Raw genomic sequence first — 25,230 nt, 5'->3', positions numbered from 1 at the left:
CTTTACGTTCCGTTTCTAACCTCTCTCCTGTGGCGAATTACTCTATTAAAGAGTTAGAGCATCTGTCGGGCATTAAGGCCCATACCCTTCGTATTTGGGAGCAGCGTTACCAGCTGCTGGCCCCAAAGCGTACGGCTACCAATATCCGGTACTATGATGACGCCGACCTGAAGAACCTGCTAAATGTGGCATTGCTTTACCAGGAAGGATACAAGATCTCCCGCATTGCCAAACTACCACCTGACCAGGTAGCCAGCGAGGTCTTGAAAGTCACCGAAGCTGAGCTGGGCCAGGACCAGTTCATGAGCCAACTCATCATTGCCATGGTGGAACTGGACGAGGGTCTGTTTGAACGGGTGCTCAGCCGGGCGGTGCTGCAACTGGGTTTCCCGGCATCGGTCAAGCAAGTCGTTTATCCGTTTCTCAACAAAATTGGCTTACTGTGGCAAACGGGCAACATTACCCCCGCCCATGAGCACTTCATCAGCCAACTCATCAGGCAGAAAATGCTGGTGGCCATTGACGGGCAGCGGCTCAGCAGAAGCGCCGAGGCCCCCAAAGTGCTCCTGTACCTCCCCGAGGGCGAGTTGCACGAGCTTTCTTTGCTTTATAGCCACTTCCAGTTCAGGGCAATGGGCTTCAGGACATTGTACCTGGGCCAGCACTTACCGCTAACTGATCTAATGGTGGCCGCCCAACAGTTTGGCGCGCAGTACATTTGTTCTTCCTTCACCACGGCGCCCATCAGAGATGAGGTAGAAACATACCTGCAGCAGTTGCTGGCCCAACTGCCAGATGTTCGCTTATTGCTAAGCGGTTACATTTTGCAGCCGTTTAAGGAAAATCTGCCCCAAAACGTGACGTACTTTGAGACGCTGGAAAGTTTTGAAAAGTGGCTTTCACAGTACAACATGGTGTCTGCATGATTTGCTGGCGGAAGTTCATTTGGTGCCTTTCTACCTGTCCTTAGGTTTTCCTTTTCTAGAAAGTTTGGTTTAAGCAGAGAGACGTTCCATGTCCTCCGCTTTATGATTTAGTCTGTATGTGCAGGGTAAAAGGGATTGTCTTTTTACTTTATTCTAAATTTATTTCCTGATACTTTCTGTTGGCGTTTGCCTCTAGAGCACGTCTATTCCTGTTTTTTGGCTGTTTTTGGCAAAACAAGCAGAAAGAAAGCGCCTTATTCCCAACCACCTCCCGCAGATTTTTTCAAGTTTTTTCTCCCAGGTGAAATCCGGTGGGCTATCCTTTCTAGTATGTATTGCCATTGTGCAATACAAGAGCCTTTAAACTAAACAATAACACCTGGGTGAAGTGCCCCCAATCTTCCGCTAAACCAGAGCTATTTCCTTTCTGAACCATCAGCTTTCGGCTGGGTTAATTCTCATTGGTTTAAAATAATTTAAAAATTCTTCCACAAAGGTTGGCTTTATTCCTTTATCTCTCGTATTATTGTTTAACGTTTGATTTTAAACATTAAACAAAATGACTGCACTAGAATTTACTTCCGTCGTAGAGCGCATGGCGCCAACCCTCCGTCCCGCCGCGTACAACCTGACCCGTGATAGTGATGATGCGAAAGATTTAGTGCAGGAAACGCTTTTGAAAGCCTTCGTGAACCGTGATAGGTTCAAGGCGGGCACCAACCTGAAGGCCTGGTTGTACACCATCATGCGCAACACCTTCATCAACCATTACAACAAAGTCACCAAACGGTCCAGCAACGTGGACACCAACGACTACATCCAGACCCATCCCGCTGATGACCGCATGATTGCCGTGAACCGGGCCACCGGCGATTTTGCCCTTAATGACATCTATGCCGCCATTGACCATCTGCCCGAGGAGCTGCGTACCCCCTTCATGATGTATTATGTGGGATATAAGTACCTGGAGATCGCCGACAAGCTGAAGCTGCCCATTGGGACCGTTAAAAACCGGATTCACCTGGCCCGCAAAGAACTCAAGCAAGAACTCAAAGGATACGCCTACGCCGATTGACCTTTCTAGTCAATTGAGTACCAATCCAGTTTCTGTCTGAAATCGGCAAAACTGGATTATGCCCGAAAAAGAATGTAACTTGTTTCAGCAAAAAATCTGGTATTTCAGTATAAGTACCAGATTTTGGGTTGTCCTTTCACATTGATGCTTCACACATGCACGATCTCTCCAGGAAAAAAGTAATTGTCATTGGGGCCGGCTTTGCCGGTTTGGCGGCGGCCGCCAGTATGGCGCAGGCCGGTTATGAGGTTACTTTGCTGGAGAAGAACGAGGTGGCCGGCGGTCGCGCCCGCGTGTTTTCCGCCGATGGTTTCACCTTTGACATGGGACCCAGCTGGTACTGGATGCCCGACGTTTTTGAGCAGTTTTTCCAGAAGTTCGGGAAAACCACCGCTGACTACTACCACCTGGAGCGCCTGGACCCATCTTACCAGGTTTTGTACGGGCCCCAGGATACCATGGAACTGCCCGCCGGCATGCCCCAATTAGAGGCGCTGTTTGAGTCTTTAGAGCCCGGATCGGCGGCAATGCTGCGTACTTTCCTGAAACAGGCCGCTTACAAATACGAGGTGGGCATCAACAACCTGGTCTACAAACCCAGCCGGTCCCTGACCGAGTTTCTGGACGTGAAGCTGCTGGTGGATGTGCTGCGGCTGGATGTTTTTCAGTCCATGCACAAACACGTGCGCAAGTACTTCAAGCACCCGCGGCTCATCCAGCTGATGGAGTTTCCCATCCTGTTCCTCGGGGCTTTGCCCCAGAACACCCCCGCCCTGTATAGCCTCATGAACTACGCCGATATGGCGCTGGGTACCTGGTACCCCATGGGTGGCATGCACAAGATTGTGGAAGGCATGGTAGCGCTGGCGCAGGAGCAGGGCGTGGAGATCAGGCTAGGGGAGGAAGTGCAAAGGCTGGAACTGGAGAACGGCACCATCACCAGAGTCATCACTGCCCAGGGTGAGTACGAGGCTAACGTGGTGATTGGCGGGTCTGATTACCACCACCTGGAAACCAAACTGCTGCCCCCCGAAGCCCGCAGCTATACCCAGAAATACTGGGACACCCGCGTTATGGCACCTTCCTCGCTCATCTTTTACCTGGGCGTGGATAGGAAACTGGAGGGCCTCAGACACCACAACCTGTTCTTTGATGAGGACTTCGGGCCGCACGCCCACGAGATTTACACAGAACCGGCCTGGCCTAAGAAGCCCCTCTTCTACGTGTCTGTGCCCTCCAAAACCGATGCCTCTGTAGCACCTGAGGGCAAAGAGAACCTGTTCATCCTGATCCCCGTGGCCCCCGATCTGCAGGATACGGAGGAAACCCGGGAGCATTACTACCAGTTGGTGATGAACCGCCTGGAGCAGATCACGGGGCAGGAGGTAAAGCACCACGTCATCTATAAGCGAAGTTACGCACACAAAGATTTCATAAAGGATTACCACGCCTTCAAAGGCAATGCTTACGGGCTGGCCAACACGCTGCTGCAGACAGCGGTGCTCAAGCCCAGCCTTAAAAGCAAGAAAGTTCGAAACCTGTTTTACACCGGGCAACTGACCGTTCCTGGCCCCGGCGTACCGCCGTCCCTCATTTCGGGACAAGTAGTGGCCTCCGAGGTTATGAAGGATTTTGCCCCACAGGAAACCACCTTAACCCTATGAAGATGATCCCGGCGCCCATGACCCTTTTTGACAACACCACGCTGGAATGTAGCAAGCTCATCACCCAGCGCTACAGCACGTCCTTCACGTTGGGCATTAAAACACTGCATCCAAGGTTCCATGATCCCATCTACGCCATCTATGGTTTCGTGCGTTTCGCTGATGAGATCGTGGACACGTTCCATTCCCATGACCGCGCTGGTTTGCTGGAGCGGTTCAAACAGGAGACCTACCAGGCCCTGGAAGAGAAAATCAGCCTGAATCCCGTGCTGCACGCCTTCCAGATGGTGGTGAACAAGTACAAAATAGACCAGGAGTTCATTGACGCCTTTCTGCGCAGCATGGAGATGGACTTGTCTGACCAGAAGTATGACTGTGACCTCTACGATGAATATATCTACGGCTCCGCCGAAGTGGTGGGCCTCATGTGCCTGCGCGTGTTCTGCGAGGGAGACACAGAGATGTTTGACAGGCTCAAAGCCTCGGCCTGTGCCCTGGGAGCGGCTTTCCAGAAAGTGAATTTCCTGCGTGACATCCGCAGCGATTACCAGGACCGCGGCCGCGTCTACTTCCCCAAAGTGGATTTCCGGTCGTTCTGCAACAAAGACAAAGAGGAGATAGAACAAGACATCCAGCAGGACTTTGACGATGCCTACGAGGGCATTCTGGCCTTGCCAAGAGGCGCCCAACTAGGTGTTTACCTGGCCTATATCTATTATTTAAAGCTTTTCAAGAAAATTAAGCAGCTTCCTGCCGCCCAAATTTTGGCAGAACGCGTAAGAGTGCCTGATAATACGAAGTTCGCTTTATTGTTAAGTTCGTATATTAGGTTCCAGCTTAATACTATCTGATGCAATTACTCAGTACGCTTCTTTTCCTTTGCTTTGCTCTGGTCTTTCAACAGCAGAAACCAGATCCGTACGCACACGCCTCCCTGTTGAATTATTACCAGACAGCCGCCAAGGACGAAGGGATTGCCCAGAAGTTTGTGAACCTCATGAACAAATATCAGGGCAAAGATCCGCTCAAACTGGGTTACAAAGCTGTATCGCACGCCATAATGGCCAAACACGTCTGGAGCCCTTACGCCAAGATTAAATACCTGCGGCAGTCTTCCCAGTTTTTTGAAGACGCCGTGGCCATTGACAACCAGGACCCCGAGGTGCGTTTTCTGCGTTTTTCCATTGAGAACTCCATTCCCCGGTACCTGAACATGAGCAGCCACCTGGAAGACGATAAAAAGGTCTTCATGTCGGCCATTCTCAAGCACCCCAAGTCCGGCATTTCCAGCGAGACCGTCAAGATCATGCGTGATTACCTTTTGCGCAAAGATTTACTTACAGAACAGGAACAGCAGCAAGTAGCTAAACTCAACCTTTAAACAGTTTATCGACGTTTTCACCAATGTCGATTATTTTTAAGGTATTTTTCTAGGTCTACTTCTAAATAAGCACTACAATATTGCTTACCACTTAGCGGCTCTTTGGTGAAACAGGTCAAAGGAATAGTACAGACGTTAACTTTTTAATTTGTAGGTTTTTGCCTGTAAAAAGCCATAAGCAATCAGCTGAATTTACGTTTAAACAGTGATCTTCCGGCGCACGTTTGTTGCGTAACCCGTGCCTTGAAAAGTAAACACCAATTTGCCAGTTTTCTCTGAGAAATTTAGAGTGCAGCATTTTGGAGGATCCAGCTTGATAAGCTTGGCCAAGGAATCTGCCTGAAATTTTGGGTGAAAACCTGGAAACCGAGCAAACAATCCTGAAAAGAATCTGTTAAGGGTATATGCGTCAGCTACAGGTACATATTGATTCAAATTCTGGCTTTTGCTTTGGGGTAATCTATGCCATTCAGATGGCCGAGGACCTGCTGGAGGAACAGGGCTACCTATATTGTTTGGGTGACATCGTGCACAATGATGTGGAGGTGGAGCGTTTGCAGCAAAAAGGCCTGCGGATCATCAACTATGATATTCTGCAAACCCTGCGGGACGAATGCGTGCTCATCAGGGCCCACGGCGAGCCGCCCTCTACTTACCAATTGGCGCTCCAGAATAACCTCACGCTGGTAGATGCCTCCTGCCCGGTAGTGCTTAAGCTGCAGAACCGTATCAAGAACTCTTTCGACAAAAAAGACCAGATTTTCATCTACGGTAAGCACGGCCACGCCGAGGTACTTGGCTTGCTGGGCCAAACCAACAACGAGGCGGTGGTCTTTGAGAACCTTGACGAATTGCTCCGTCACGAGCTGCCCCAGAACATCACGCTCTACAGCCAAACCACCAAAAGCACCGATAACTTCTACCGCATCAAGAGTGAGCTGGAAACCCGCGGTTACTCCGTAGATGCCAATGACACCATCTGCCGCCAGGTCTCTAACCGCGACAAAGAATTGCGCCGTTTTGCCCAGCAGTATGCCAAGGTAATCTTCGTATCGGGTACCAAATCCTCCAACGGCCGGGTGCTCTACCAGGTCTGCAAAGACACCAATCCCAACACGTACTTCGTCTCAAAGGTAGAAGAACTGAACCCAGATTGGTTTGAGCCCGGCGATACCATTGGCGTGTGCGGAGCCACGTCCACGCCCATGTGGCTAATGGAGGAAGTGCGCAATGCCCTGGTGACTTTCTAGGTTAGTAGTAGGTATCATGTATCAAGTAGCACGATGAAAAAGGAGGGGAGGGCAGTTTGTTTTAGGCTACTTTTTAGGAATACAGGCTTAAAACAAACCTAGAACTTTTCTCAATGTCGCTGAAACTTCCTTCGTTCCTTGTTAACTCCTGAATTACGTAAAAATCCGCTCCAATTATAATTTCAGTTTTATAATTCCTATGCTTCAAGTTTTCAACTTGGAGCCATCATGCCGCAAGTTTGTAACTTGCGTAAGAGTTGAGAGGTAGACAAGTAAGATTCAAATCCCTGAGGAAAGCCTTCGGGTTGCAATTAGCTCCAGGAAAATTAAATAAAGTTTAAATCTGTTTTGAGGCTATTCTTGCAGAAACATACCGGAATCATCATTGCGGCGGCTATTTTGCTGGTGTGGGGGAGTGTGCTGTGGTTTCTGCTGCACTGGCAAGTGAATTTCTGGTCGCCTTTGACTTACCTGGCCGTGCTGGTGATGACGCATCTGTACACCGGCCTGTTCATCACGGCCCATGACGCCATGCATGGCGTGGTAGCTCCCGGTAATAAGAAACTGAATACCGTTGTAGGCACCATCACCGCCGGGCTGTTCGCCTTCAATTACTACGGCCGTCTGTACCCCAAGCACCACCTGCACCACCGCCACGTCGCCACTGATCAGGACCCCGATTACCACGGGGGAAACTTCTTTCTGTGGTTTTTCAGCTTTGCCCTGCAGTACATTACTATTGTGCAGATGGTCCTGATGGGCGTGGCCTACAACCTGTTGCAGCTATGGTTCCTGAAGGAAAATATCATCCTGTTCTGGATGGTGCCTGCGGTCCTGGCCACATTCCAGCTTTTTTATTTCGGGACGTACCTACCACACCGCGGCGAGCACGAGCCTGATAATCGGCACAAATCATCTACCCAGCGCCGGAACCACCTGTGGGCCTTCATCAGCTGCTATTTCTTCGGGTACCACTATGAGCACCATGACAAACCTTACCTTCCTTGGTGGAAGCTGTACCAGGAGAAAGACCGGTTGGTGAAAGGGAGCTAGCAAGTCTTAGCCCTGTTTCTTAAAAAGGAGACTCAAAATGAAAAGCCTCGGAAGAAGAATAGAATTTCTCTTTCCGAGGCTTTTCATTTTGACCGGTTGGCCAGTGGCTCTTCTTTTTCTCCTACTCCTTTTTTGTCATCCTGGAAGGATCTTGTGTGAGAACTAGGTAGACTCTGAACGAGAGCTGCTACCGTTTGCTCACAAGATTCTTTCAGGATGACAATGTATGGAATCGATATTGAATCAAGGGTAAAGGGAACAACCTTACTTCACCTCAAACACATTATCCCTGGGGTAGGAATCCGGGACGTAGGTGCCTTTCAGTTCCAGTTTCTTCACGGCTTTGGCGGGTTTGAAGTCTACCTGCACGGTGGTGTTGCCGCTTTCCCACACAGACACGTTTCTACTGAATTTTGCAGTGCTATTATCTGCGTAGGTGACCACCAGTTCCACGGGCACGGGTTTGGTGCCTTTGGATTGCACGGTTACCAGGTACTGACCAGCCTGTTGCTGCACGTTGGCAATGGCCAGGTCTGGGTAGCCTTCGTCAAAGAACCAGCGTTTCCAGAACCAGTTGAGGTTGCGGCCGGCGCCGGCGTTCATGGCATTGAAGAAATCCCAGGGCAGGGGGTGCTTGCCGCTCCATTGCTGGATGTAATTGTGCAGAGCCTTGGTGAAGAGTTCATCGCCCAGCATTTGTTTAACATACAGGTAACCCAGCGCCGGCTTAGGGTAGGAGTTCAGGAAGAAGGGAGCGCCGTTCTGCTGGTTCGTCAGGGTCATGATGGGCATGTCGGCCTCGGTCGCGGCCATCTGGGCGTAGGGCATCACGCCGTAATCGTCTTCCAGTTTGGGCTCAATGATGGAGGAGATGATCCATTCGCCTAGGGTGGCCCAGCCTTCGTCCATCCAGCCGTACTTGGTTTCGTTCGTGCCCATGTAGAACGGGAACATGGTGTGGAAGATCTCGTGGTCGGTGAGGGTAATGGCGTCTTCGCGGGTTTTCACGGGGTTGTCATTCACCATCATGGGGTATTCCATCTGGTCCAGACCATCAAAGACGGTCTCGTGGGAGTAGGGGAAAGGCCACTTGGGGAAAGTGTAGCTCATCGCCCCCACGGTTTTGCGGGAGAAATGGATGACTTCCTCAAAATCATGGTGCTCGGGGTTGTACGCTACATCCACGCGAGTGCGGCGCTTGGTTTTGGGGTCCACCACCAGGCTGGTAGAATTCCAGAGGTAATGGTCTGAGGTGGCGAACACAAAATCCACTACGTTATCGGCGGTGAACTTCCAGGTGTTGCGGGCGTTGGGTGCGGTGATGTCGCGGCGCTTGAGGTCGTTTTGATCGATGACGGCGATGATGGCGTCTTTCCGCTCGGCGTCCTGCAGGCGCTTGGCATACTTCTTCGTGAGCACGGCATCGGCATTTTTCAAGTCGCCGGTGGCCCACACCACATAGTCCTTGGGCACGGTAATCTCAGCGTTGAACGAGCAGAAGTCGTTGTAGAACTCGGCCGGGCCTAGGTACGGGATGCGGTTCCAGCCGTCCACATCATCGTACACCGCGATGCGCGGGAAGAAGTAAGCCACGAAGGCCGCGCCCTGCGGGTCTACCTGGCCGGTGCGCATGTGCGAGCCCGCGTTGAGGATGTAATGGTAAGCGATGGAGAAACTTGCCTTCTGTTTGGGTGCCAACGGCTTGATGGGCAAAGTCATGTTGGTGCCGTCAATGCGCAGTTTCTGCACGTTCTGAGGATCCTGGTTTACCTGCAGGCGCTCAATCTGCACGCCTTCGTGGATGTCCTCAGGGTCAATGGTGTTGGCCCGGGGCGCTCCTTTCTGGTAATAGTTAGGGTACAGCTTGAAGACGATCTGCCTGAGCGTATCGGGGCTGTCATTAGTGTAGGCAATGTCTACAGTTCCGGCCAGTTTTCGGGAAGACGGGTCAAAATCTACCTTGATGGTATAATCGGCGGTGTTCTGCCAGTAGCTTTTACCTGGCGTGCCGTCCAGGCTGCGGGTACCTTTTTGGTACGCTGCCGCGATGTTTCGGGGCATGGGCAGTTGTTGGGCAATGGCGCTGGTGCTCAACGTGAGCAAAGCACAGAAGAGAAGTTGTTTAGGCGTTCGCATTCAATATGGCCAGGTTTAAATGATGGCACATTAAAGGTAAGCGCTTTCTCTTTCCGGTCAGTAACCTATGTCCAAATTTCCTGGGTGAAAAGCCAAAGCAGTTGATTCAGGTCTGTTTTTGTGAAATAAGGCCTGAATCAACCGCTAAATGACTTGGGTGTGCGCAAGTGGTTAAAAGGAAAAGGTTTGAAACCAGCCCTGGATGTAAGTGGCTACCTCTTCCCAGCCGGGTTTTCCGCAGATAAAGTGCCTCCGCCCAGGGATTCCCGGTGCTCCGAAATGGGGCTGTAAAACAAGAAAGCCTGCTCTTGGGGAACAGGCTTTCTTGTTAGTGAATTTGGTTGAGCTTAGTGAACGGCGTCTTTCTTGCAGCAGCCATCCAGGCGGTCATAGGCGCGGGGAGTGGCCTTAGTGTCATCGGCGTCATAGCCTAAGTCATTCACCGCTTTTCTTATTTTCTCTAATGAGGTTTTCTGGCCGTTGTAAGATACCGTAAGTACTTTGGAGTCTACATCCAGGGTGGCTTTGTTCACGCCTTTCTCGTAGGCCAGGCCTTTTTCAATGGTGGCTTTGCACATATCGCACACCGCCGAGGTCTTGATTTTCACCTCTTCGGCTTTGCCGCCGCTTTGGGCAAAAGAGAAAGAAGCCAAGCCGGTGAGCATTAGGGAAAGCATCCAGATTTTAAGGGTTTTCATTTGTTTTGGGTTATGGTTGATTTTTTTGTTTATGTTCTGTCTTCTGTTTTAAGCCTGTTTTGCCATAATCGGGCCAAAATCTGTAAGTGTTGATTGTCCATTGCTGATTGTTGTCTGGTTATTTGGAAAAACAATGAACAATCAACAATAAGCAATTATTTTAAAGTAAAGCGCATGCCGGCGTAGATTACCCGACCAATAACTGGGGCCCACACCATGCTGGCATCAAACTCCTGCCCGAAGGGATTGTCAGCGCCCACAATCGGTTTTCGCTGTTTGTAGTCCAGCAGGTTTTCGGCACCCAGGTACACTTCCCAACGTTTGAACGCCCGTGTGATCTGACTATTAAACACCGCGTACGGGCTAACAGTTCTGGTCATGATGGAGGTTTCGTGGTGGTTCATGTCATGGTCCATGGAAGGAACCAGCCTCTTCCCGAACCACTGGGCTGTTACATCGGCGCGCCATTTGTCAAAGGGGGTTGCGAAGCCCAGGTTCAGGAACGCCCGGTGGTTGGGGATGAACGGCCGCCGCAACAGCTCGCCGTTGTAGGTGGTGCGCACGTCAAAATACTTGTAAGCCGCTTTCACGTCCAGCATGGAAGTGAGCTCATACTGCACCTCCCCCTGGAAGCTTTTGGAGAAAGACCTTCCATTAAGGTTCGTGAACGCCACTTGGAACGGACTGCTGTACATATCGGGCACAATCTGGTTCTGGAAGGTGGTATAGTAGTAATCGGTGATGAAAGCGCCTTTGCGTTCGCCCACCTCAAAGTACTGCGTGAAGCTTCCGCCCAGGTTCCAGGCTTTCTCGGGCTGCAGATCGTTCTGGAAATAGAAAGCGCGGTTGCTGATGAGCGAGGCCACGTTCTCGGCAATGGGGTTGGCTATCCTGAAGCCTTTCCCGGCCCCCAGGCGCAGGATGGAATTGGGGGTGAAATTATACTTCGCGTTGAAGCGGGGCGTATACACCCAGCCATACAGGTTATGATGATCGGCGCGCACACCGCCCACCAAAGTCAGATTGGTGCTGTTTTGGTAAATATACTCGAAAAACGCCCCTGATACCCGCTCCCGGCGCTCCAGACGCCGACCAGCCAGTTTCTCCTGATAGTCCTCGTACTGGTAGCTCAGACCGGTTTTGTACGTGTGCGCTGTGTTCCCAAACGCCGACTGGAAAATCAGGTTGGCCAAACCGCTGTTCTGGTAGCCTTTGTAAGGCCTAGTGCCGTAATGCGAATCAAAGTCGTGCCGGGCACCAGACAGAATCAACCCGATGCTCTGATAGGGCTTGTTCTTGAACGTGTAAGAAGTTTTAGAGAAGCCGCTCACGCGGTCAGTCTCTGACTGAGTGCCGTAGAAACTGCCTTCCTCCTGTGGCATGCCGGGGCGGTAGCCCACCTGGCCTCCAGTTCTGGTTTCACGCAACGCCTGCACACCTATCTCGGCTACCCATTGCTTGCCTGTGTTGTACTTCCACTTGTTGAACACGTTGTAGTGCTTGCCCAGAGGCAGGTCCAGGAAACCGTCTTGGTTGTTATCAACGCGGTTGCTGAGTTGGTCGGTGTGGAGCATGAGCACGGTGCTCAGTTTGGGCGTAAGCGTAAACGAGGTGTTCACGTTGGCATCCCACTTGGCCAGGCTGTTGCCATAAAGGTTCACAAACACGCGGTCAGACTTCTCCGGATCCTTGAGCCGCACGTTCACTTGCCCCGAGATGGACTCATAGCCATTCAACACCGAGCCGGTGCCTTTGATGATGTCAATAGCCTCTATATAAGTCCCAGACAGGTAGTTCAGGCGGTAGGGGGTGGCCAGGCCGCGCAGGGCCGGCACGTTGTCGGTGGTCATGAGGGTGTAGGCCCCATCCAATCCCAGCATTTGGATCTGTTTGGCCCCGGACACTGCGTCTGAGGTGGAAACCTCCACCGAGGCGTTTGTCTCAAAGCTCTCGGCTAGGTTACAGCACGCAGATTTGGTCAGGTCTTTGGCCGTGACCACCTGGGAGTTGGTGGGTGTAAGCGCCGAGTAGCGGTCCTGTTTGCCCGTGATGGTCACTTCCTTGATAGAGGTAACAGATTTCAGCTGCACTACTATATGGGCGCGGCCCTGTACCTGCACGGTGTCTGGTTTGTAGCCGATGTAGCTGACCAAAAGGGCAGTTTGCCCTGCCGGAGCAGGAGCCAATGTGAAGTGGCCATTGGCATCGGTGCTGGTGGCCTGGTTTGTGCCCAGCCAGATCACCGAGGCCCCAATTAGCGGGGTGGCGCTGGTGGCATCAACCACGCGGCCCGCCAGATTCTGGGCTTGCCCTACCAGCGGCAGCAGGAGTCCGATAAATGTCATTGCCCGAAAAGCACGACCTATATTAGATAACATGGATTGGATTTCATTTAGATTCAACATCTTTTCTGAAGGGCAGAAGCACCAAGTAGGATGGATTCTGCCTTAAAAGCGAAAAGTAGGACCTAAACGATGAGGGTGTGCAACCGATGCAGGAGTTCTCTGCCCGCCAGCGGTGGGGAGCTGTCTGAATAAAAGGCCCAGGAACCAATGGCCGGCGTGGTGCTTACCGGCGGTATCAGAAAAGAGGTGGTAAGCACCGGCATGAGCGCCAATAATTCCACCTTACTGAATTTCAAGGTGGAAGGAATGTCCAGTTTGTGGTAGGTAACGGAAAAGGTGCAGCAAGACTGCTGTTCCACCTTGGTGACCTCGTCCTGGCAAGAAGACTTTTTCTCCGCCGCGCAGCATTCCATACCCCCAGATTGAAGGCCCATTTCCGCCAATGCCGACATTCCCAGCATGGCACAAAACCTATGGGTTGCCGCCACGCCAATAGAGCCCGTCAGGAGGCAAAAAGCCACCGCCAGAAGCACAATATGTCGGAGTTTCCCACGCATACCACAAAGATATGGAATTTTGCTCCACTTTCCTCCACCTTCCTTCCACCGGCGCTTTTCAGCGGATCCAAAAGCTTGTTAAATGAGCTAAATTCCTGATTGTTAATTGTTTGCCTAAGTATTCACGTGTTATTTAGCAAATAAATTAGAAACGTTTTCCAAAACTTATCCCGAAGTGATAGAGGAAAAATGTGGATAATGTGCATAAGTGGGGTGGATAACCATGATTTATCCACAAAGTGGGAAAAAGTGGGAGACCGTGGTTGACTTTGCTTCGCCCTTTAGTACTTTTGCTTTGTACCAAAGACTGTCGTCACTGCCTAAGCTACCATGAACTTCCTCTCCGGCGAATACGAATGTAAGCTAGACCCGAAGGGAAGATTGGTGCTGCCTGCCAAAATCAAATCCAACCTGCCCGAGGAGTGCGGAAACCAGGTGGTTTTAACCCGTGGGTTTGAGCCTTGCCTAGTGTTGTACCCTAGAACAGAGTGGAAAACGATCTATGACCGGGTAGCGGGGCTGAACGAGTTCAATGAGGAGTACCGGCATTTCCAGCGGAATTTCTTCCGAGGGAATACTGAGATTGAGCTTGACAATGCCGGACGTTTCATCTTGCCGCGCACCATGGTGCGATACGCCGAGATTGAGAAGGAAGCCATTGTGGTAGGGTTGGGGAACCGGGTGGAAATCTGGAACCCAGACAAATACGACGCATTTTTAATTAAAGACCAACAGAACTTCTCGCAGTTAGCGCAGAAGTTCCTCGGGGAGCACCCGAGCGTACCACCAACTGAATAAACGCCTATGCAGTACCACCAGCCCGTTTTGTTGCAGGAATCGGTAGATGCGTTGGCTATTAAACCCGGCGGCATTTACGTAGACGTCACCTTTGGCGGGGGCGGACACTCTGCGCACATCTTAGAGCAGATGCAGGGTGGGCAACTCTACTCCTTTGATCAGGACACTGATGCCGAGAAACAGGCCGAACGGCTGATCTCAGACAAATTCACGTTTGTCAAAGCCAACTTCCGCTACCTAAAGAAATATCTGCGTCTCTACGGCGTGCGTCAGGTAGACGGTATTCTAGCTGACTTGGGTGTTTCCTCTCATCAGTTCAACACCGCTGAGCGCGGTTTCTCCACTAGGTTTGACGGCCCCCTTGACATGCGCATGGACAATGAAAGTCCACTTACGGCGCGAGAGGTGGTGAATACCTACGAAGAAGAACAACTGCACAAGATATTCGGGTTGTACGGCGAGGTGAAGAACGCCAAAACCCTGGCCCGTGAACTGGTCTCGGCTAGAAACGTGCAGCCCATTGAAACCATCGCAGATTTTAAGAAGGCCATTGCCGGTATCACGCCCCGCGGGAAAGAAAATAAATACCTGGCCCAGGTTTTCCAGGCGCTTCGCATAGAAGTGAACGATGAACTTAAGGCCCTTGAGGAAATGCTGGAGCAGGCCGTGGAGGTTCTGAAACCCGGTGGCAGATTGTCGGTGATTTCCTACCATTCCCTGGAAGACCGCCTGGTGAAGAACTACATCGCCAAGGGTAAGTTCTTCGGGGAAGTGGAGAAAGATTTCTTCGGGAATGAGATCAAGCCTCTGGATTCGGTGACCCGCAAGCCCATTGTGCCGGGTGATCTGGAATTACAGGAAAACAACCGCTCCCGCAGCGCCAAGTTGCGGGTAGCGCAGAAAAGAGAGACACCTGAATCGTTGAAGAAGTAGGGAGATAGAAGGGAAAGCAAAACATTTTACGATTTGATTATGGCAGTCAACACCGTACGTCCACAAGTGAATCGGCCTAAGGCAAACACCGTAAGGGAAGTGCCCAGGGTAGAGAAGCCGCGTTCTGCGCGCCCGAAGCGCCAGAAAGGGACCAGTTTGTTTGAACTGTTGGACCGCTACACCAAGGTAGACTGGTTTTTTGCCGAGGGCCTGCCCGTGCGGTATCTGCCCAAGGTGCTGTTCCTGATGGGCGTGACCTTGTTCTACATCGGGAATACCCACTACGCAGACCGCACCCTTCGCCGCATTGACAAAACCAAAGCCGAGACCGAGGATTTGCGCGCGGATTACACCACCTTGAAATCTGAATACATGGAGGCGAGTAAGCAGTCTGAGGTGGCCCGAAACGTGGCACCCCTTGGCCTTATGGAAAGCTCCACTCCACCCATCCAAGTAGTTCTGAAGAAAGATGAATATTAAGAGGTCCATCGTTACGCGCGTGCGGGTGGCCTTTTTGGCTATCTGCCTTTTCGCGTTCGCGATTATCTACAAAGTTGGCTACATCCAGATCAAGGACGGCGACCGCTGGCGCGAGATCGCCAATGAGAAGCGGTTCCACTATCAGCCGGTATTCGCCACCCGCGGGAACATCTACTCTAATGATGACCGCATCATGGCCACCTCGCTGCCTTTCTACCGCGTGGCGTTTGACCCTACCATCTCGCCCAGCGATATCTTCTCCAAAGGCATTGACTCTTTGGCTATTCACCTGTCGCGCTTTTACGGGGACCGTTCTCCGTCTTATTACAAGCAGAAAATAAAGAACGCCCGCAGCGCCGGGCGCAAATACGTGCGCCTGAACGGCCGCCTCATTAACTACCAGGACAAGAAGATGATGGCCAAATGGCCTATTTTCCGGGCCGGCAAGAACAAAGGCGGGGTGATCTTCGAGAAACTGGACCGCCGGTTCCTACCGTTCGGGTCACTGGCCAAACGGACTATCGGGTTCATTAACGAAGACCGCAAAGGCGCGGGTCTGGAGTTCTCTTTTAATCGCCACCTAGCCGGAAAAGACGGAGAGGCCCTGTACGAGCGCATGGCCGGCGGAAACAAGCCCATCAACGACGGTACCGAGGTGAAGCCCATGCCTGGTTTCGACATTCAAACCACCATTGACATTAACCTGCAAGACGTGGCCGAAAACGCTCTGAACCGTGCCCTTTCCCTCAATGACGCCGCCCACGGCTGTGTGATCTTGATGGAAGTAAAGACCGGTCACATCAAAGCCATTGCCAACCTGGGCCGTCAGGCCGAGGGCGTGTACGCTGAAGACTATAACTACGCGGTGGGTAACCAGGGCCGTACCGAGCCGGGCTCTACCTTCAAACTGGCTTCCATGATGGCCCTGCTGGAGGAAACCGACATGAAACTAACCGATACCGTGGATACCGGCAATGGTTCTGAGCGCATCGGGGGGGCGGTGAAGACCGATACGCACGGTAATGGTAGAATCAGTTTACAGCAGGTTTTTGAAAAATCGTCTAATATCGGGGTAGCCAAACTCATCCAGCAGACCTTTGAGAAAGACCCGCAGAAGTACGTTGATTACCTGCACAAATTCGGGTTGCACCAGCCGCTGGGCTTCCAGATGAACGGCGAGGCTATTCCTTACATCAAATCACCCAAAGACCGCAGTTGGAGCCGTCCGTCGCTGTCTACCATGGCCATTGGCTATGAGCTGAAAATCTCTCCTTTGCAGACGCTGGCTTTTTACAACGCTGTGGCCAACAACGGCGTGAAAGTGCAGCCCATGATCGTGAAGAGCATCAAGCGCGCCGATCAGATCCTGGAGTCTTACGAGGCCAAGGTCCTGAATCCTAAAATCTGTTCTGACGAGACCCTGGCGCAGCTGCGTCAGATGATGGAAGGCGTGGTGGAGAACGGAACGGCCAAAAACCTGAAGAGCAAAGACTACAAAGTAGCCGGTAAAACCGGTACTGCCCGTAAGGTGATCAACGGCCAGTACACCAGAAAATATTCCACTTCTTTTGTAGGCTACTTCCCGGCAGACCGCCCGAAGTATAGCTGTATTGTGATTATTGACAACCCGCAGAAAAACGCCCAGTACGGCGGTGACGTGGCTGCCCCGGTTTTCAGGGAATTGGCTGACAAAGCCTACGCCCAGGATCTGGCCATCCACGCGCCTATGGTGCGCCGCCCTGTAGGGGTACAGCCCAAACTGCCCGTGCTGCACGCCGGAAACCAGGAAGAACTGACCATCCTTTGCAACAAACTAGGCGTGAGTGCCCACCCACTGAGCCCAGAGGAAGACTGGGTGCGGGTAGACACCCAGAAACAATCGGTATCCTTGAAGCCGGTGCCGGTGAAAATGGGCCAGGTGCCCGATGTCACCGACATGACCCTGAAAGATGCGCTTTACCTGTTGGGGAACCACGGCATCAAAGTACGGGCCATTGGGCTGGGGCGGGTAGAGAGCCAAAGCATTCCGCCGGGGCAACCCGTGGCGAAAGGAACAATCATCACCATTACACTAACTACACATGGCGCAACTAGAAAACCTGCTTCAGGTACTCCAGTCAACGCAATTGCTCGGGCCTTCTAACCCCGAGCTTTCTGCGTTAACAATGGATTCTCGCCAGGCTGGCCCGGGCGTGGCTTTCTTTGCTATCAAAGGGACGCTCCACGATGGCCATGATTTCATAGAGACGGCGGTGGCTCAAGGCGTTTCCGTGGTGTTTTGCGAAAAACTGCCCCAAAACGGACCTGAGAACGTCACCTTTGTGCAGGTGCCCAGCGTAGCCGAGGCCATGGGCCTGGTAGCTGCTGAGTTCTACGGCAATCCTTCCCGTAAACTGAAATTGGTGGGCGTGACCGGTACCAACGGCAAAACCACCTGCGTGACCCTGCTGCACAAACTCTACCGTGACCTGGGCTACAACGCCGGCCTACTGTCTACGGTGCAGAACCAGATCAACGAGACCGTGATCCCGGCCTCGCACACCACCCCGGATGCTATTACACTGCAGGGACTGTTAGCCCAGATGGTGAAAGCCGGTTGTACGCACGCCTTTATGGAGGTTAGTTCGCACGCTTTAGTGCAGCACCGCGTGACCGGCGTGCAGTTCACCGGGGCGGTTTTCACCAACATCACCCACGACCACCTGGACTACCACGGCACGTTTGACGAGTACATCCGGGCCAAGAAGCTGTTCTTCGATCACCTGAGCAGGAAAGCCTTCGCGCTGGTGAACGCCGACGACAAGCGCAGCATGGTCATGCTGCAGAACACCAAAGCTGCCAAATACACCTACGCCCTCCGCAAAGAAGCCGACTTCAAAGCCCGCCTGCTGGACAACTCCATCCAGGGATTGCAGCTGGAGCTGGAAGGGCAGGAAGTGTGGTTCAGATTGATAGGCACCTTCAACGCCTATAACCTGCTAGCCGTGTATGGCGCCGCCACCCTGCTGGGCGAAGATCCGAAGGAAGTGCTGGCCAGCCTGTCTAACCTTACCTCGGCCGCTGGTCGATTCGATTACGTGGTGTCACCTGGCCAGATTACCGGCATTGTGGACTATGCCCACACCCCAGACGCGCTGGAGAACGTGCTACAGACCATTCAGCAGATCCGGAAACCGGAGCAGAAAGTCATCACCATTGTTGGCTGCGGTGGAAATCGCGATGCCGCCAAGCGTCCGGTCATGGCCGATATCGCCGCCAAGATGAGTGACCGCGTGATCCTGACCTCGGACAACCCCCGGGACGAGGATCCGCAGGAAATCCTGAACCAGATGCAGGCCGGTGTGAAAAGCACCGATCTGAAGAAAGCAATATCTGTGGTGGATCGCCGCGAGGCCATTAAAACCGCCGTGCTGCTGGCCGAGGCCGATGACATTATCCTGGTGGCGGGCAAGGGCCACGAGACCTACCAGGAAGTGAAAGGCGTGCGATCGCCGTTTGATGACAAGCAGGTGCTGCAGGAGTCATTTGCCTTGCTCCAGAAGTAAGGCAGATACTGAAAAACTAAAACGACTTAGGTGAGAAGAGTCCCCAACCAGACGCTTCTCTCACGATAAAAAGAAACGGATGCTTTATTACCTTTTTGATTTTCTGGACAGGCAGTTTGACTTCTACGGGGCGGGCGTAATGCGCTACATCTCGTTCAGGGCCGGACTGGCTGCCCTTTTCTCGCTTCTGATTGCCATGATTTTTGGGGGACGCCTTATCAGGGTGCTGCACCGCCGGCAGGTGGGAGAGTCTATCCGGGATTTGGGTCTGGAAGGGCAGTTGGAGAAAAGAGGCACCCCCACCATGGGCGGGCTTATTATTCTGCTGGCCATTGTTTTGCCCACCCTGCTGTTGGCGCGCTTGGACAACGTGTACATTCTGCTCATGCTGGTGTCTACGATATGGTTAGGCGCCATCGGCTTTCTGGATGACTACATAAAGGTTTTCCGCAAAAACAAGGAAGGTCTGGCTGGTCGCTTCAAGGTGATGGGCCAGGTGGGCCTTGGCCTGATTGTAGGCCTTACGCTGTTCTTCTCCGAGGACGTGGTGGTGCGCCAGTACCTGACCACCAAAGGCCTCTCCGCCATTGATGTCTCCAGCACATTCACCGATGTCCGGAAAATGATCACCACGGTGCCTTTCACCAAGAACAATGAGCTGGACTATTACCAGTTTTTCAGCTTCGCGAGCCCGCTGCTGGGTTCCTATGCCCGTTTCCTCTACATCCCGCTGGTGATCATCATCATCACAGCCGTATCCAATGGCGCCAACATCACCGACGGGATTGATGGGCTGGCGGCTGGTACTTCGGCCATCATCGGGACCACACTGGCAGTGTTCGCCTGGGTATCCGGTAACTCCATATTCGCTGATTACTTTGACATTATGTACATCCCCAACACAGGTGAGCTGGTGATTTTCTGTACCGCTTTTGTGGGTGCCTGCGTGGGTTTCCTGTGGTACAACTCCTATCCGGCCCAGGTGTTCATGGGCGATACAGGCTCCCTGTCTATTGGCGGGATTATCGCAGTTTTAGCCCTGATTTTGAGAAAAGAGCTCCTAATCCCCATCTTATGCGGGATTTTCCTGGTGGAGAATCTCTCGGTGATGCTGCAGGTGAGTTACTTCAAATACACCAAGAAGAAATACGGCGAGGGTCGGCGCATCTTCAAGATGTCGCCGCTGCACCACCACTATCAGAAGCTGGGCTACCATGAATCCAAGATCGTGTCAAGGTTCTGGACCGTGGGCATCATGCTGGCAATTCTGACCTTGGTTACCCTGAAATTAAGATAATCTGTTTAGAGTTTTTTTTAAGGAAAACAGGCCCTAAACGAAGAAAATAAAAGCAAAAGCAATGCAGAAAATAGCCATACTAGGAGCAGGGGAGAGCGGCGTGGGAGCAGCCTTGTTGGCACAGGCCAAAGGCTTTGACGTGTTCGTCTCAGACCGTGGTTCCATTTCTGAAAAGTACCGGCAGCAATTGGCCCAGGCGCAGATTTCATTTGAGGAGGGTACCCACTCGCTAGAGCAAATCTATGCCGCCACTGAAATCATCAAAAGCCCGGGTATTCCGGATACTGCGCCGGTGATCCAAGGTGCGGTGGAGCGCAACATTCCGGTGATCTCGGAGATTGAGTTTGCGGGGCGCTACGCCTCGGGTAAGTTCATCTGCATCACGGGTACTAACGGCAAAACCACCACTACGCTGCTGACTTACCACCTGCTGAAAAGCGCTGGCCTGAAAGTGGCCCTAGCCGGTAATGTGGGCGAGAGCCTGGCGGGTAAGGTGCTGGAAGGCGGCTACGATTATTACGTGGTAGAACTGAGCAGCTTCCAGCTGGATAATATGTATAGCTTCAAAGCGCAAATCAGTATCCTGCTTAACATCACCCCGGATCACTTGGACCGCTACGGGTACAAGATGGAGAACTATGCGGCCGCCAAATTCCGCATTGCCCAAAACATGACTTCCGCAGATTTCTTCCTGTTCAACCAGGACGATGCCGAGATCCAGAAATACATGGCATCGCACGAAGTGCCGGGCACGCAGGTGCCGTTTGGCCTGAAAGCATCGGAAGGCTTGGCGATCCAGTTCCAGGGTCAGGAGATTTCAGCCTCTTTTTCGCAAATCATCGCCAAAGTAGATACGTCCAAGTCGCCTTTGATTGGACAGCACAACCAATACAACACCATGGCCGCGGTAGGCGCCGCGCTGCTGGTGGGCATCGAGCCAACCCAGATTGAAGAAGCCTTGGGCACTTTCCAGAATGCCGAGCACCGTTTGCAGCCGGTAGGGGAAATTGAGGGCGTACGGTTCATCAATGATTCCAAGGCTACGAACGTGGAAGCGGTTTGGTACGCGCTGGACGGTATTCAGCAACCCATTGTGTGGGTAGTGGGCGGCACCGACAAAGGCAATGACTACACTCCGCTCTTGCCGCTGGTGCAGGAGAAAGTGAAAGCCATTGTGTGCCTGGGCCTGGATAACAGCAAAATTTTGGCCGCTTTTTCCCAAACTGGCCTGAAAATGGTGGAGACCCGCGACGTGAACGAGGCGGTACAGCTGGCCAAGGATTTCGCCGAGACCGGTGATGTGGTTTTGCTTTCCCCGGCTTGTGCCAGCTTTGACCTTTTCAACAATTACGAACACCGGGGCCGCGCTTTTGCCCAAGCCGTGGCCACCCTTAAAAGTACCGTAGCATGACTCCTGTAAAAAACTGGCTTCGTGACAATCTCAAAGGCGACCCCATTTTGTGGGGGATTGTCTTGACGTTCGGGCTCATCAGTATTGCCGTGGTGTACTCGGCTACCGGTACGCTGGCCTACAAAAAGATGGGCGGTAACACCGAGTATTACCTGTTCAAACACTCCAGCTTGATCTTCATCGGGTTGGCGTTTGTGTGGCTCGCGCACAAGATCAATTACCGCTATTACGCCAAACTGAGCTTGCTGGCCCTCATTTTCTCGGTGCCTCTGCTCATCTATACTTACCTCAAAGGCTCCAACATCAACGAGGCCTCGCGCTGGCTCACCATCCCGGTGATCAACCAGACGTTCCAGCCTTCGGATTTGGCCAAACTGGCCTTGATCTCTTACCTGGCCAGCATCCTGAGCAAGCGCCAGATGAACATTGAATCCAAACAAACCCTGATTCCGCTGTTCCTCTGGAGTGGTTTGATCTGCGGATTGATTGCCATGAGTAACATCTCTACCGGCTTGCTGTTGTTCCTGACCTGCTTGCTTTTGATGTTCATCGGCCGGATTCCTATGAAATCCATCATGATCATGATTGCGGTAGGGGCATTGTTCGGAACCATTGCGCTGGCGCTGGGGCAACGGGCGCAGACGGCCATTTCCCGGATTGAGAACTTCATGGATAAAGACCAGACAGTTTTCCAGTTGGAGCAGTCGTACATCGCCATTGCAACGGGCGGGGTTTTAGGAAAAGGCCCCGGAAACTCAGATCAGCGCAACGTGCTGCCGCACCCGTACTCAGACTTTATCTACGCCATCATCATTGAAGAATATGGCATGGTGGGCGGCGCCGTGATTCTGTTCCTGTACCTGGCTTTCCTGTACCGCGGCATGATGGCGGTGACCAACAGTTTAGGGGCCTTCGGCGGATTACTGTCCGCGGGCATCAGTTTCAGTCTGGTCATTCAGGCCATGGTGAACATGGGCGTGGCCGTTGGCTTGGGTCCGATCACGGGTCTGCCGCTGCCGCTGCTGAGTATGGGGGGGACCTCGCTCATCTTTACCGGTATCTCCATCGGGATTATCCTGAGTGTGAGCCGGAGTGAGCATGAGGCCAAACTAGCCGCCGCGCCCACGGCGAACAAACCCGCAAACGTGTTAACGCATGCCTGAGAAACAATATAGATTCATTATCAGCGGCGGGGGTACCGGTGGGCACATTTACCCGGCAGTGGCCATCGCCAACGAGATCAAACGCCTGCACCCGTCGGCGGAGATCCTGTTCGTGGGGGCTCAGGGGCGGATGGAGATGACGCGCGTGCCTGAGGCCGGTTATAAAATCATCGGGCTCTGGATCAGTGGACTTCAGCGTCGCCTAACGGTAGACAACCTTTCCTTTCCGCTGAAAGTGATCTCCAGCATCCGGAAGGCCTACAAGATTATCAAAGATTTCAAACCCGATGCGGTAGTAGGGGTGGGTGGTTACGCCAGCGGCCCTTTGCTGTATGCGGCCACTAAAATGGAGATCCCGTCCTTGATACAGGAGCAGAACTCCCACGCGGGCATCACCAATAAGCTGCTGGCCAACAAAGTGGACAAAGTCTGCGTGGCTTATGACAGCATGTACAAGTATTTCCCCAGCGCCAAAATCGTGCTCACCGGCAACCCCGTGCGGCGTGATATCGCAGAACTGGAAGGCAAGCGGACCGAGGCCATGCAGTTTTTCGGCCTGAACCCGGATCGGCTCACGTTTCTGGTGATCGGTGGCAGTTTGGGCGCACGCACCTTGAACCAGAGCACCCAAGGAGCGCTGCAGAAAATCCTGGAGGCGGGCTACAACCTCATCTGGCAAACCGGGAAGGCCTTTTTCCCGACCGCCGAGGAATCGGCCAGGAACTATCCCGCCGACCAGGTCAGGGCCTATGACTTCATCAAACGGATGGATTTGGCCTACGCCGCCGCCGATGTGGTGATCTCAAGGGCCGGGGCACTTTCCATCTCGGAGCTGTGCCTGGCTAAAAAGCCGTCCATCCTGGTGCCTTCGCCCAACGTGGCCGAAGACCATCAGACCAAAAACGCCATGGCCCTGGTGCAGAAAGACGCCGCCGTGCTGGTGAAAGACTTTGAGGCCTCGCAGAAACTGTGGGATGCCGCTTTTGCTTTAGCCAAAGACCCCGCTAGGCAGCAAACGTTGCGTGAGAATATTGCCCAATTGGCCAAGCCGCACGCCACCGAAGCCATTGTCCAAGAACTTCTGAAGCTAACCTGATGAATCTGCACCAATACCGCCATATCTATTTCCTAGGCATCGGGGGCATTGGCATGAGTGCCGTCGCCCGGTGGTTCCTGGCCAAAGGATTCGCCGTAGCCGGCTATGACAAAACACCCACGCCCTTAACCCAGAAGCTGGCCGAGGAAGGCGCCAACATCCATTTTGAAGATGACGTAGCGCTGATTCCGGCCTCATTTAGGGAAAACAAGGCAGAAACGCTGGTGGTCTTAACGCCGGCCGTTCCTGCCACCCACGCAGAGTGGCAGTACCTGGAAAGGGAAGGCTTTACCATCATGAAGCGCTCGCAGGTGCTGGGTCTGCTGACCAAGAACCAATACTTGGTGGCGGTGGCCGGCACGCATGGTAAAACCACCACTTCGTCTATGGTGGCGCATCTGCTGCACCACGCTAATGTTTCCACCTCCGCCTTTTTAGGTGGCATTTCTACCGATCTAGGCTCAAACCTGCTGTTGCCGCACCAGGAAGAGGAGCGCGCCCTGGCCGTGGTGGAGGCCGATGAGTACGACCGCTCGTTCCTCACCCTGTACCCAGACATCGCCATTGTCACCTCCACCGATCCTGATCACCTGGACATCTACGGTCAGAAAGAAGCTTTGGTGGACTCGTTCCGGCAGTTTGTGCGGCAGATCAAACCTAACGGTTATTTGTTGCTCAACCACACCGCCGATCAGTCCCTGGCCCAGGCGGTTGACCCAACGGTGACCGTGATCAGGTACGGACTTGAGAATGAGGAACTAAGCGCCACAGATGTGAAGATTGCCGATGGCGCCATGAAATTTTCGGCGCAGGGACGGAACTTACTTCTGCCCCAGACTGCTTTGCAGGTCCCTGGGTTTCATAACGTGGAGAACGCTTTGGCGGCTGCCCAGGCGGTTTCTTTACTAGGTGTTCCGGTGGAAAAAATAAGGTCGGGAATTTCAGAATATACGGGTGTAAAAAGACGGTTCGAAAAGGTATTTGCATCTGAAAAAAGAGTATATTTAGATGATTATGCTCACCACCCCAGAGAGATAGAGGCGTTCCTTCAATCGGTAAGGGCGTTGTATCCGGGGCAGAAGCTGAGGGTAATCTTTCAACCGCACCTATTCACTCGCACCCGCGACTTTTTAGATGGATTTGCCCGAAGCCTGAGCCTCGCGGATGAGGTATGGCTCTTGGAGATATATCCGGCACGGGAACTGCCAATTCCCGGGGTAAACTCGGCACTATTGTTTGAGCAATTAAAGACAAATAAGCGTCTTTTGCGCAAAAATGAAGTGTTGGAATTATTGGCAAATGATTTGGACTATAATGTGTTAGCTACCGTTGGGGCCGGAGATATAGATACCTTGGTGCCAGAGATTAAATGCTTACTGGAGGAGAAGGACCATGTTATGGAATAGAAAGGTAAAAGCGCTT

The 25,230-nt window shown here is 52.7% G+C and carries 21 protein-coding genes; 17 read left to right on the top strand and 4 right to left on the bottom strand.

The genetic code is table 11. From position 1 onward, the window contains the following. Positions 1–29 precede the first annotated feature (29 nt). From J3P35_RS15615 to J3P35_RS15585, 7 genes are all read left to right on the top strand, one after another. Positions 30–926, top strand: a complete 897-nt coding sequence (locus tag J3P35_RS15615) for a MerR family transcriptional regulator (RefSeq protein ID WP_210465491.1) — start codon at positions 30–32, stop codon at positions 924–926. A 559-nt stretch (positions 927–1,485) separates the two neighbouring features. Then, positions 1,486–2,001, top strand: a complete 516-nt coding sequence (locus J3P35_RS15610; protein WP_210465490.1) for an RNA polymerase sigma factor — start codon at positions 1,486–1,488, stop codon at positions 1,999–2,001. Between the two features lie 155 nt (positions 2,002–2,156). After that, entirely contained in the window at positions 2,157–3,665 is a 1,509-nt protein-coding gene (locus tag J3P35_RS15605) for a phytoene desaturase family protein (protein ID WP_210465489.1), read from the top strand. Further along, positions 3,662–4,516, top strand: coding sequence for a phytoene/squalene synthase family protein (locus J3P35_RS15600; protein WP_394371290.1), 855 nt, complete (start codon positions 3,662–3,664; stop codon positions 4,514–4,516). Before J3P35_RS15605 ends, J3P35_RS15600 begins: the two co-directional genes overlap by 4 nt. Beyond that, on the top strand, positions 4,516–5,046 hold the full coding sequence (locus J3P35_RS15595; RefSeq protein WP_210465488.1) for a hypothetical protein: 531 nt from the start codon (positions 4,516–4,518) through the stop codon (positions 5,044–5,046). The genes J3P35_RS15600 and J3P35_RS15595 overlap by 1 nt, the downstream gene beginning before the upstream one ends. Before the next feature lie 404 nt (positions 5,047–5,450). Next, positions 5,451–6,296, top strand: coding sequence for a 4-hydroxy-3-methylbut-2-enyl diphosphate reductase (locus J3P35_RS15590; protein WP_210465487.1), 846 nt, complete (start codon positions 5,451–5,453; stop codon positions 6,294–6,296). Between the two features lie 360 nt (positions 6,297–6,656). Continuing rightward, positions 6,657–7,349: a fatty acid desaturase gene (locus J3P35_RS15585; RefSeq protein WP_246850252.1), complete on the top strand. Its 693-nt coding sequence runs from the start codon at positions 6,657–6,659 to the stop codon at positions 7,347–7,349. Positions 7,350–7,613: 264 nt separating this feature from the next. Here J3P35_RS15585 and J3P35_RS15580 read toward each other — a convergent pair whose 3' ends face one another. From J3P35_RS15580 to J3P35_RS15565, 4 genes are all read right to left on the bottom strand, one after another. Further along, entirely contained in the window at positions 7,614–9,485 is a 1,872-nt protein-coding gene (locus J3P35_RS15580) for a M1 family metallopeptidase (RefSeq protein ID WP_210465485.1), read from the bottom strand. Between the two features lie 347 nt (positions 9,486–9,832). Continuing rightward, positions 9,833–10,183, bottom strand: a complete 351-nt coding sequence (locus J3P35_RS15575; RefSeq protein ID WP_210465484.1) for a heavy-metal-associated domain-containing protein — start codon at positions 10,181–10,183, stop codon at positions 9,833–9,835. Between the two features lie 155 nt (positions 10,184–10,338). After that, positions 10,339–12,528, bottom strand: a complete 2,190-nt coding sequence (locus J3P35_RS15570; RefSeq protein ID WP_246850251.1) for a TonB-dependent receptor — start codon at positions 12,526–12,528, stop codon at positions 10,339–10,341. Positions 12,529–12,650: 122 nt separating this feature from the next. Next, a complete protein-coding gene (locus J3P35_RS15565) occupies positions 12,651–13,085 on the bottom strand; it encodes a hypothetical protein (protein ID WP_210465482.1) in 435 nt (144 codons plus the stop codon). Positions 13,086–13,415: 330 nt separating this feature from the next. Between J3P35_RS15565 and mraZ the strand changes: the two genes are divergently transcribed. The 10 genes from mraZ to murC all read left to right on the top strand — a co-directional run bounded on the left by mraZ (position 13,416) and on the right by murC (position 25,214). Beyond that, positions 13,416–13,883 carry a division/cell wall cluster transcriptional repressor MraZ gene (gene mraZ / locus J3P35_RS15560; protein ID WP_210465481.1) on the top strand — a complete coding sequence of 156 codons (468 nt, stop codon included), beginning with the start codon at positions 13,416–13,418 and terminating at the stop codon, positions 13,881–13,883. Between the two features lie 6 nt (positions 13,884–13,889). Continuing rightward, entirely contained in the window at positions 13,890–14,816 is a 927-nt protein-coding gene (gene rsmH / locus J3P35_RS15555) for a 16S rRNA (cytosine(1402)-N(4))-methyltransferase RsmH (RefSeq protein ID WP_210465480.1), read from the top strand. A gap of 39 nt (positions 14,817–14,855) precedes the next feature. Continuing rightward, positions 14,856–15,296, top strand: a complete 441-nt coding sequence (locus tag J3P35_RS15550; protein WP_210465479.1) for an FtsL-like putative cell division protein — start codon at positions 14,856–14,858, stop codon at positions 15,294–15,296. Next, a complete protein-coding gene (locus tag J3P35_RS15545) occupies positions 15,286–17,439 on the top strand; it encodes a penicillin-binding protein (RefSeq protein ID WP_210465478.1) in 2,154 nt (717 codons plus the stop codon). Before J3P35_RS15550 ends, J3P35_RS15545 begins: the two co-directional genes overlap by 11 nt. After that, positions 17,378–18,841, top strand: coding sequence for a UDP-N-acetylmuramoyl-L-alanyl-D-glutamate--2,6-diaminopimelate ligase (locus J3P35_RS15540; protein ID WP_210465477.1), 1,464 nt, complete (start codon positions 17,378–17,380; stop codon positions 18,839–18,841). Before J3P35_RS15545 ends, J3P35_RS15540 begins: the two co-directional genes overlap by 62 nt. Positions 18,842–18,920: 79 nt before the next feature. Then, positions 18,921–20,138: a phospho-N-acetylmuramoyl-pentapeptide-transferase gene (gene mraY, locus J3P35_RS15535; RefSeq protein ID WP_210465476.1), complete on the top strand. Its 1,218-nt coding sequence runs from the start codon at positions 18,921–18,923 to the stop codon at positions 20,136–20,138. Positions 20,139–20,199: 61 nt separating this feature from the next. After that, positions 20,200–21,549, top strand: a complete 1,350-nt coding sequence (gene murD / locus J3P35_RS15530) for a UDP-N-acetylmuramoyl-L-alanine--D-glutamate ligase (RefSeq protein ID WP_210465475.1) — start codon at positions 20,200–20,202, stop codon at positions 21,547–21,549. After that, complete coding sequence (locus tag J3P35_RS15525) at positions 21,546–22,712, top strand: FtsW/RodA/SpoVE family cell cycle protein (protein ID WP_210465474.1); 1,167 nt, start codon at positions 21,546–21,548, stop codon at positions 22,710–22,712. Before murD ends, J3P35_RS15525 begins: the two co-directional genes overlap by 4 nt. Then, a complete protein-coding gene (gene murG / locus J3P35_RS15520) occupies positions 22,705–23,808 on the top strand; it encodes an undecaprenyldiphospho-muramoylpentapeptide beta-N-acetylglucosaminyltransferase (RefSeq protein ID WP_210465473.1) in 1,104 nt (367 codons plus the stop codon). Before J3P35_RS15525 ends, murG begins: the two co-directional genes overlap by 8 nt. Further along, complete coding sequence (murC, locus tag J3P35_RS15515; protein WP_210465472.1) at positions 23,808–25,214, top strand: UDP-N-acetylmuramate--L-alanine ligase; 1,407 nt, start codon at positions 23,808–23,810, stop codon at positions 25,212–25,214. Before murG ends, murC begins: the two co-directional genes overlap by 1 nt. Positions 25,215–25,230: the final 16 nt, after the last annotated feature.

The sequence above is a fragment of the Rufibacter roseolus genome, assembly GCF_017916365.1.
In the GTDB taxonomy this organism is placed as follows: Bacteria; Bacteroidota; Bacteroidia; order Cytophagales; family Hymenobacteraceae; genus Nibribacter; species Nibribacter roseolus.
This window is presented reverse-complemented; position numbering and strand designations above follow the sequence as displayed.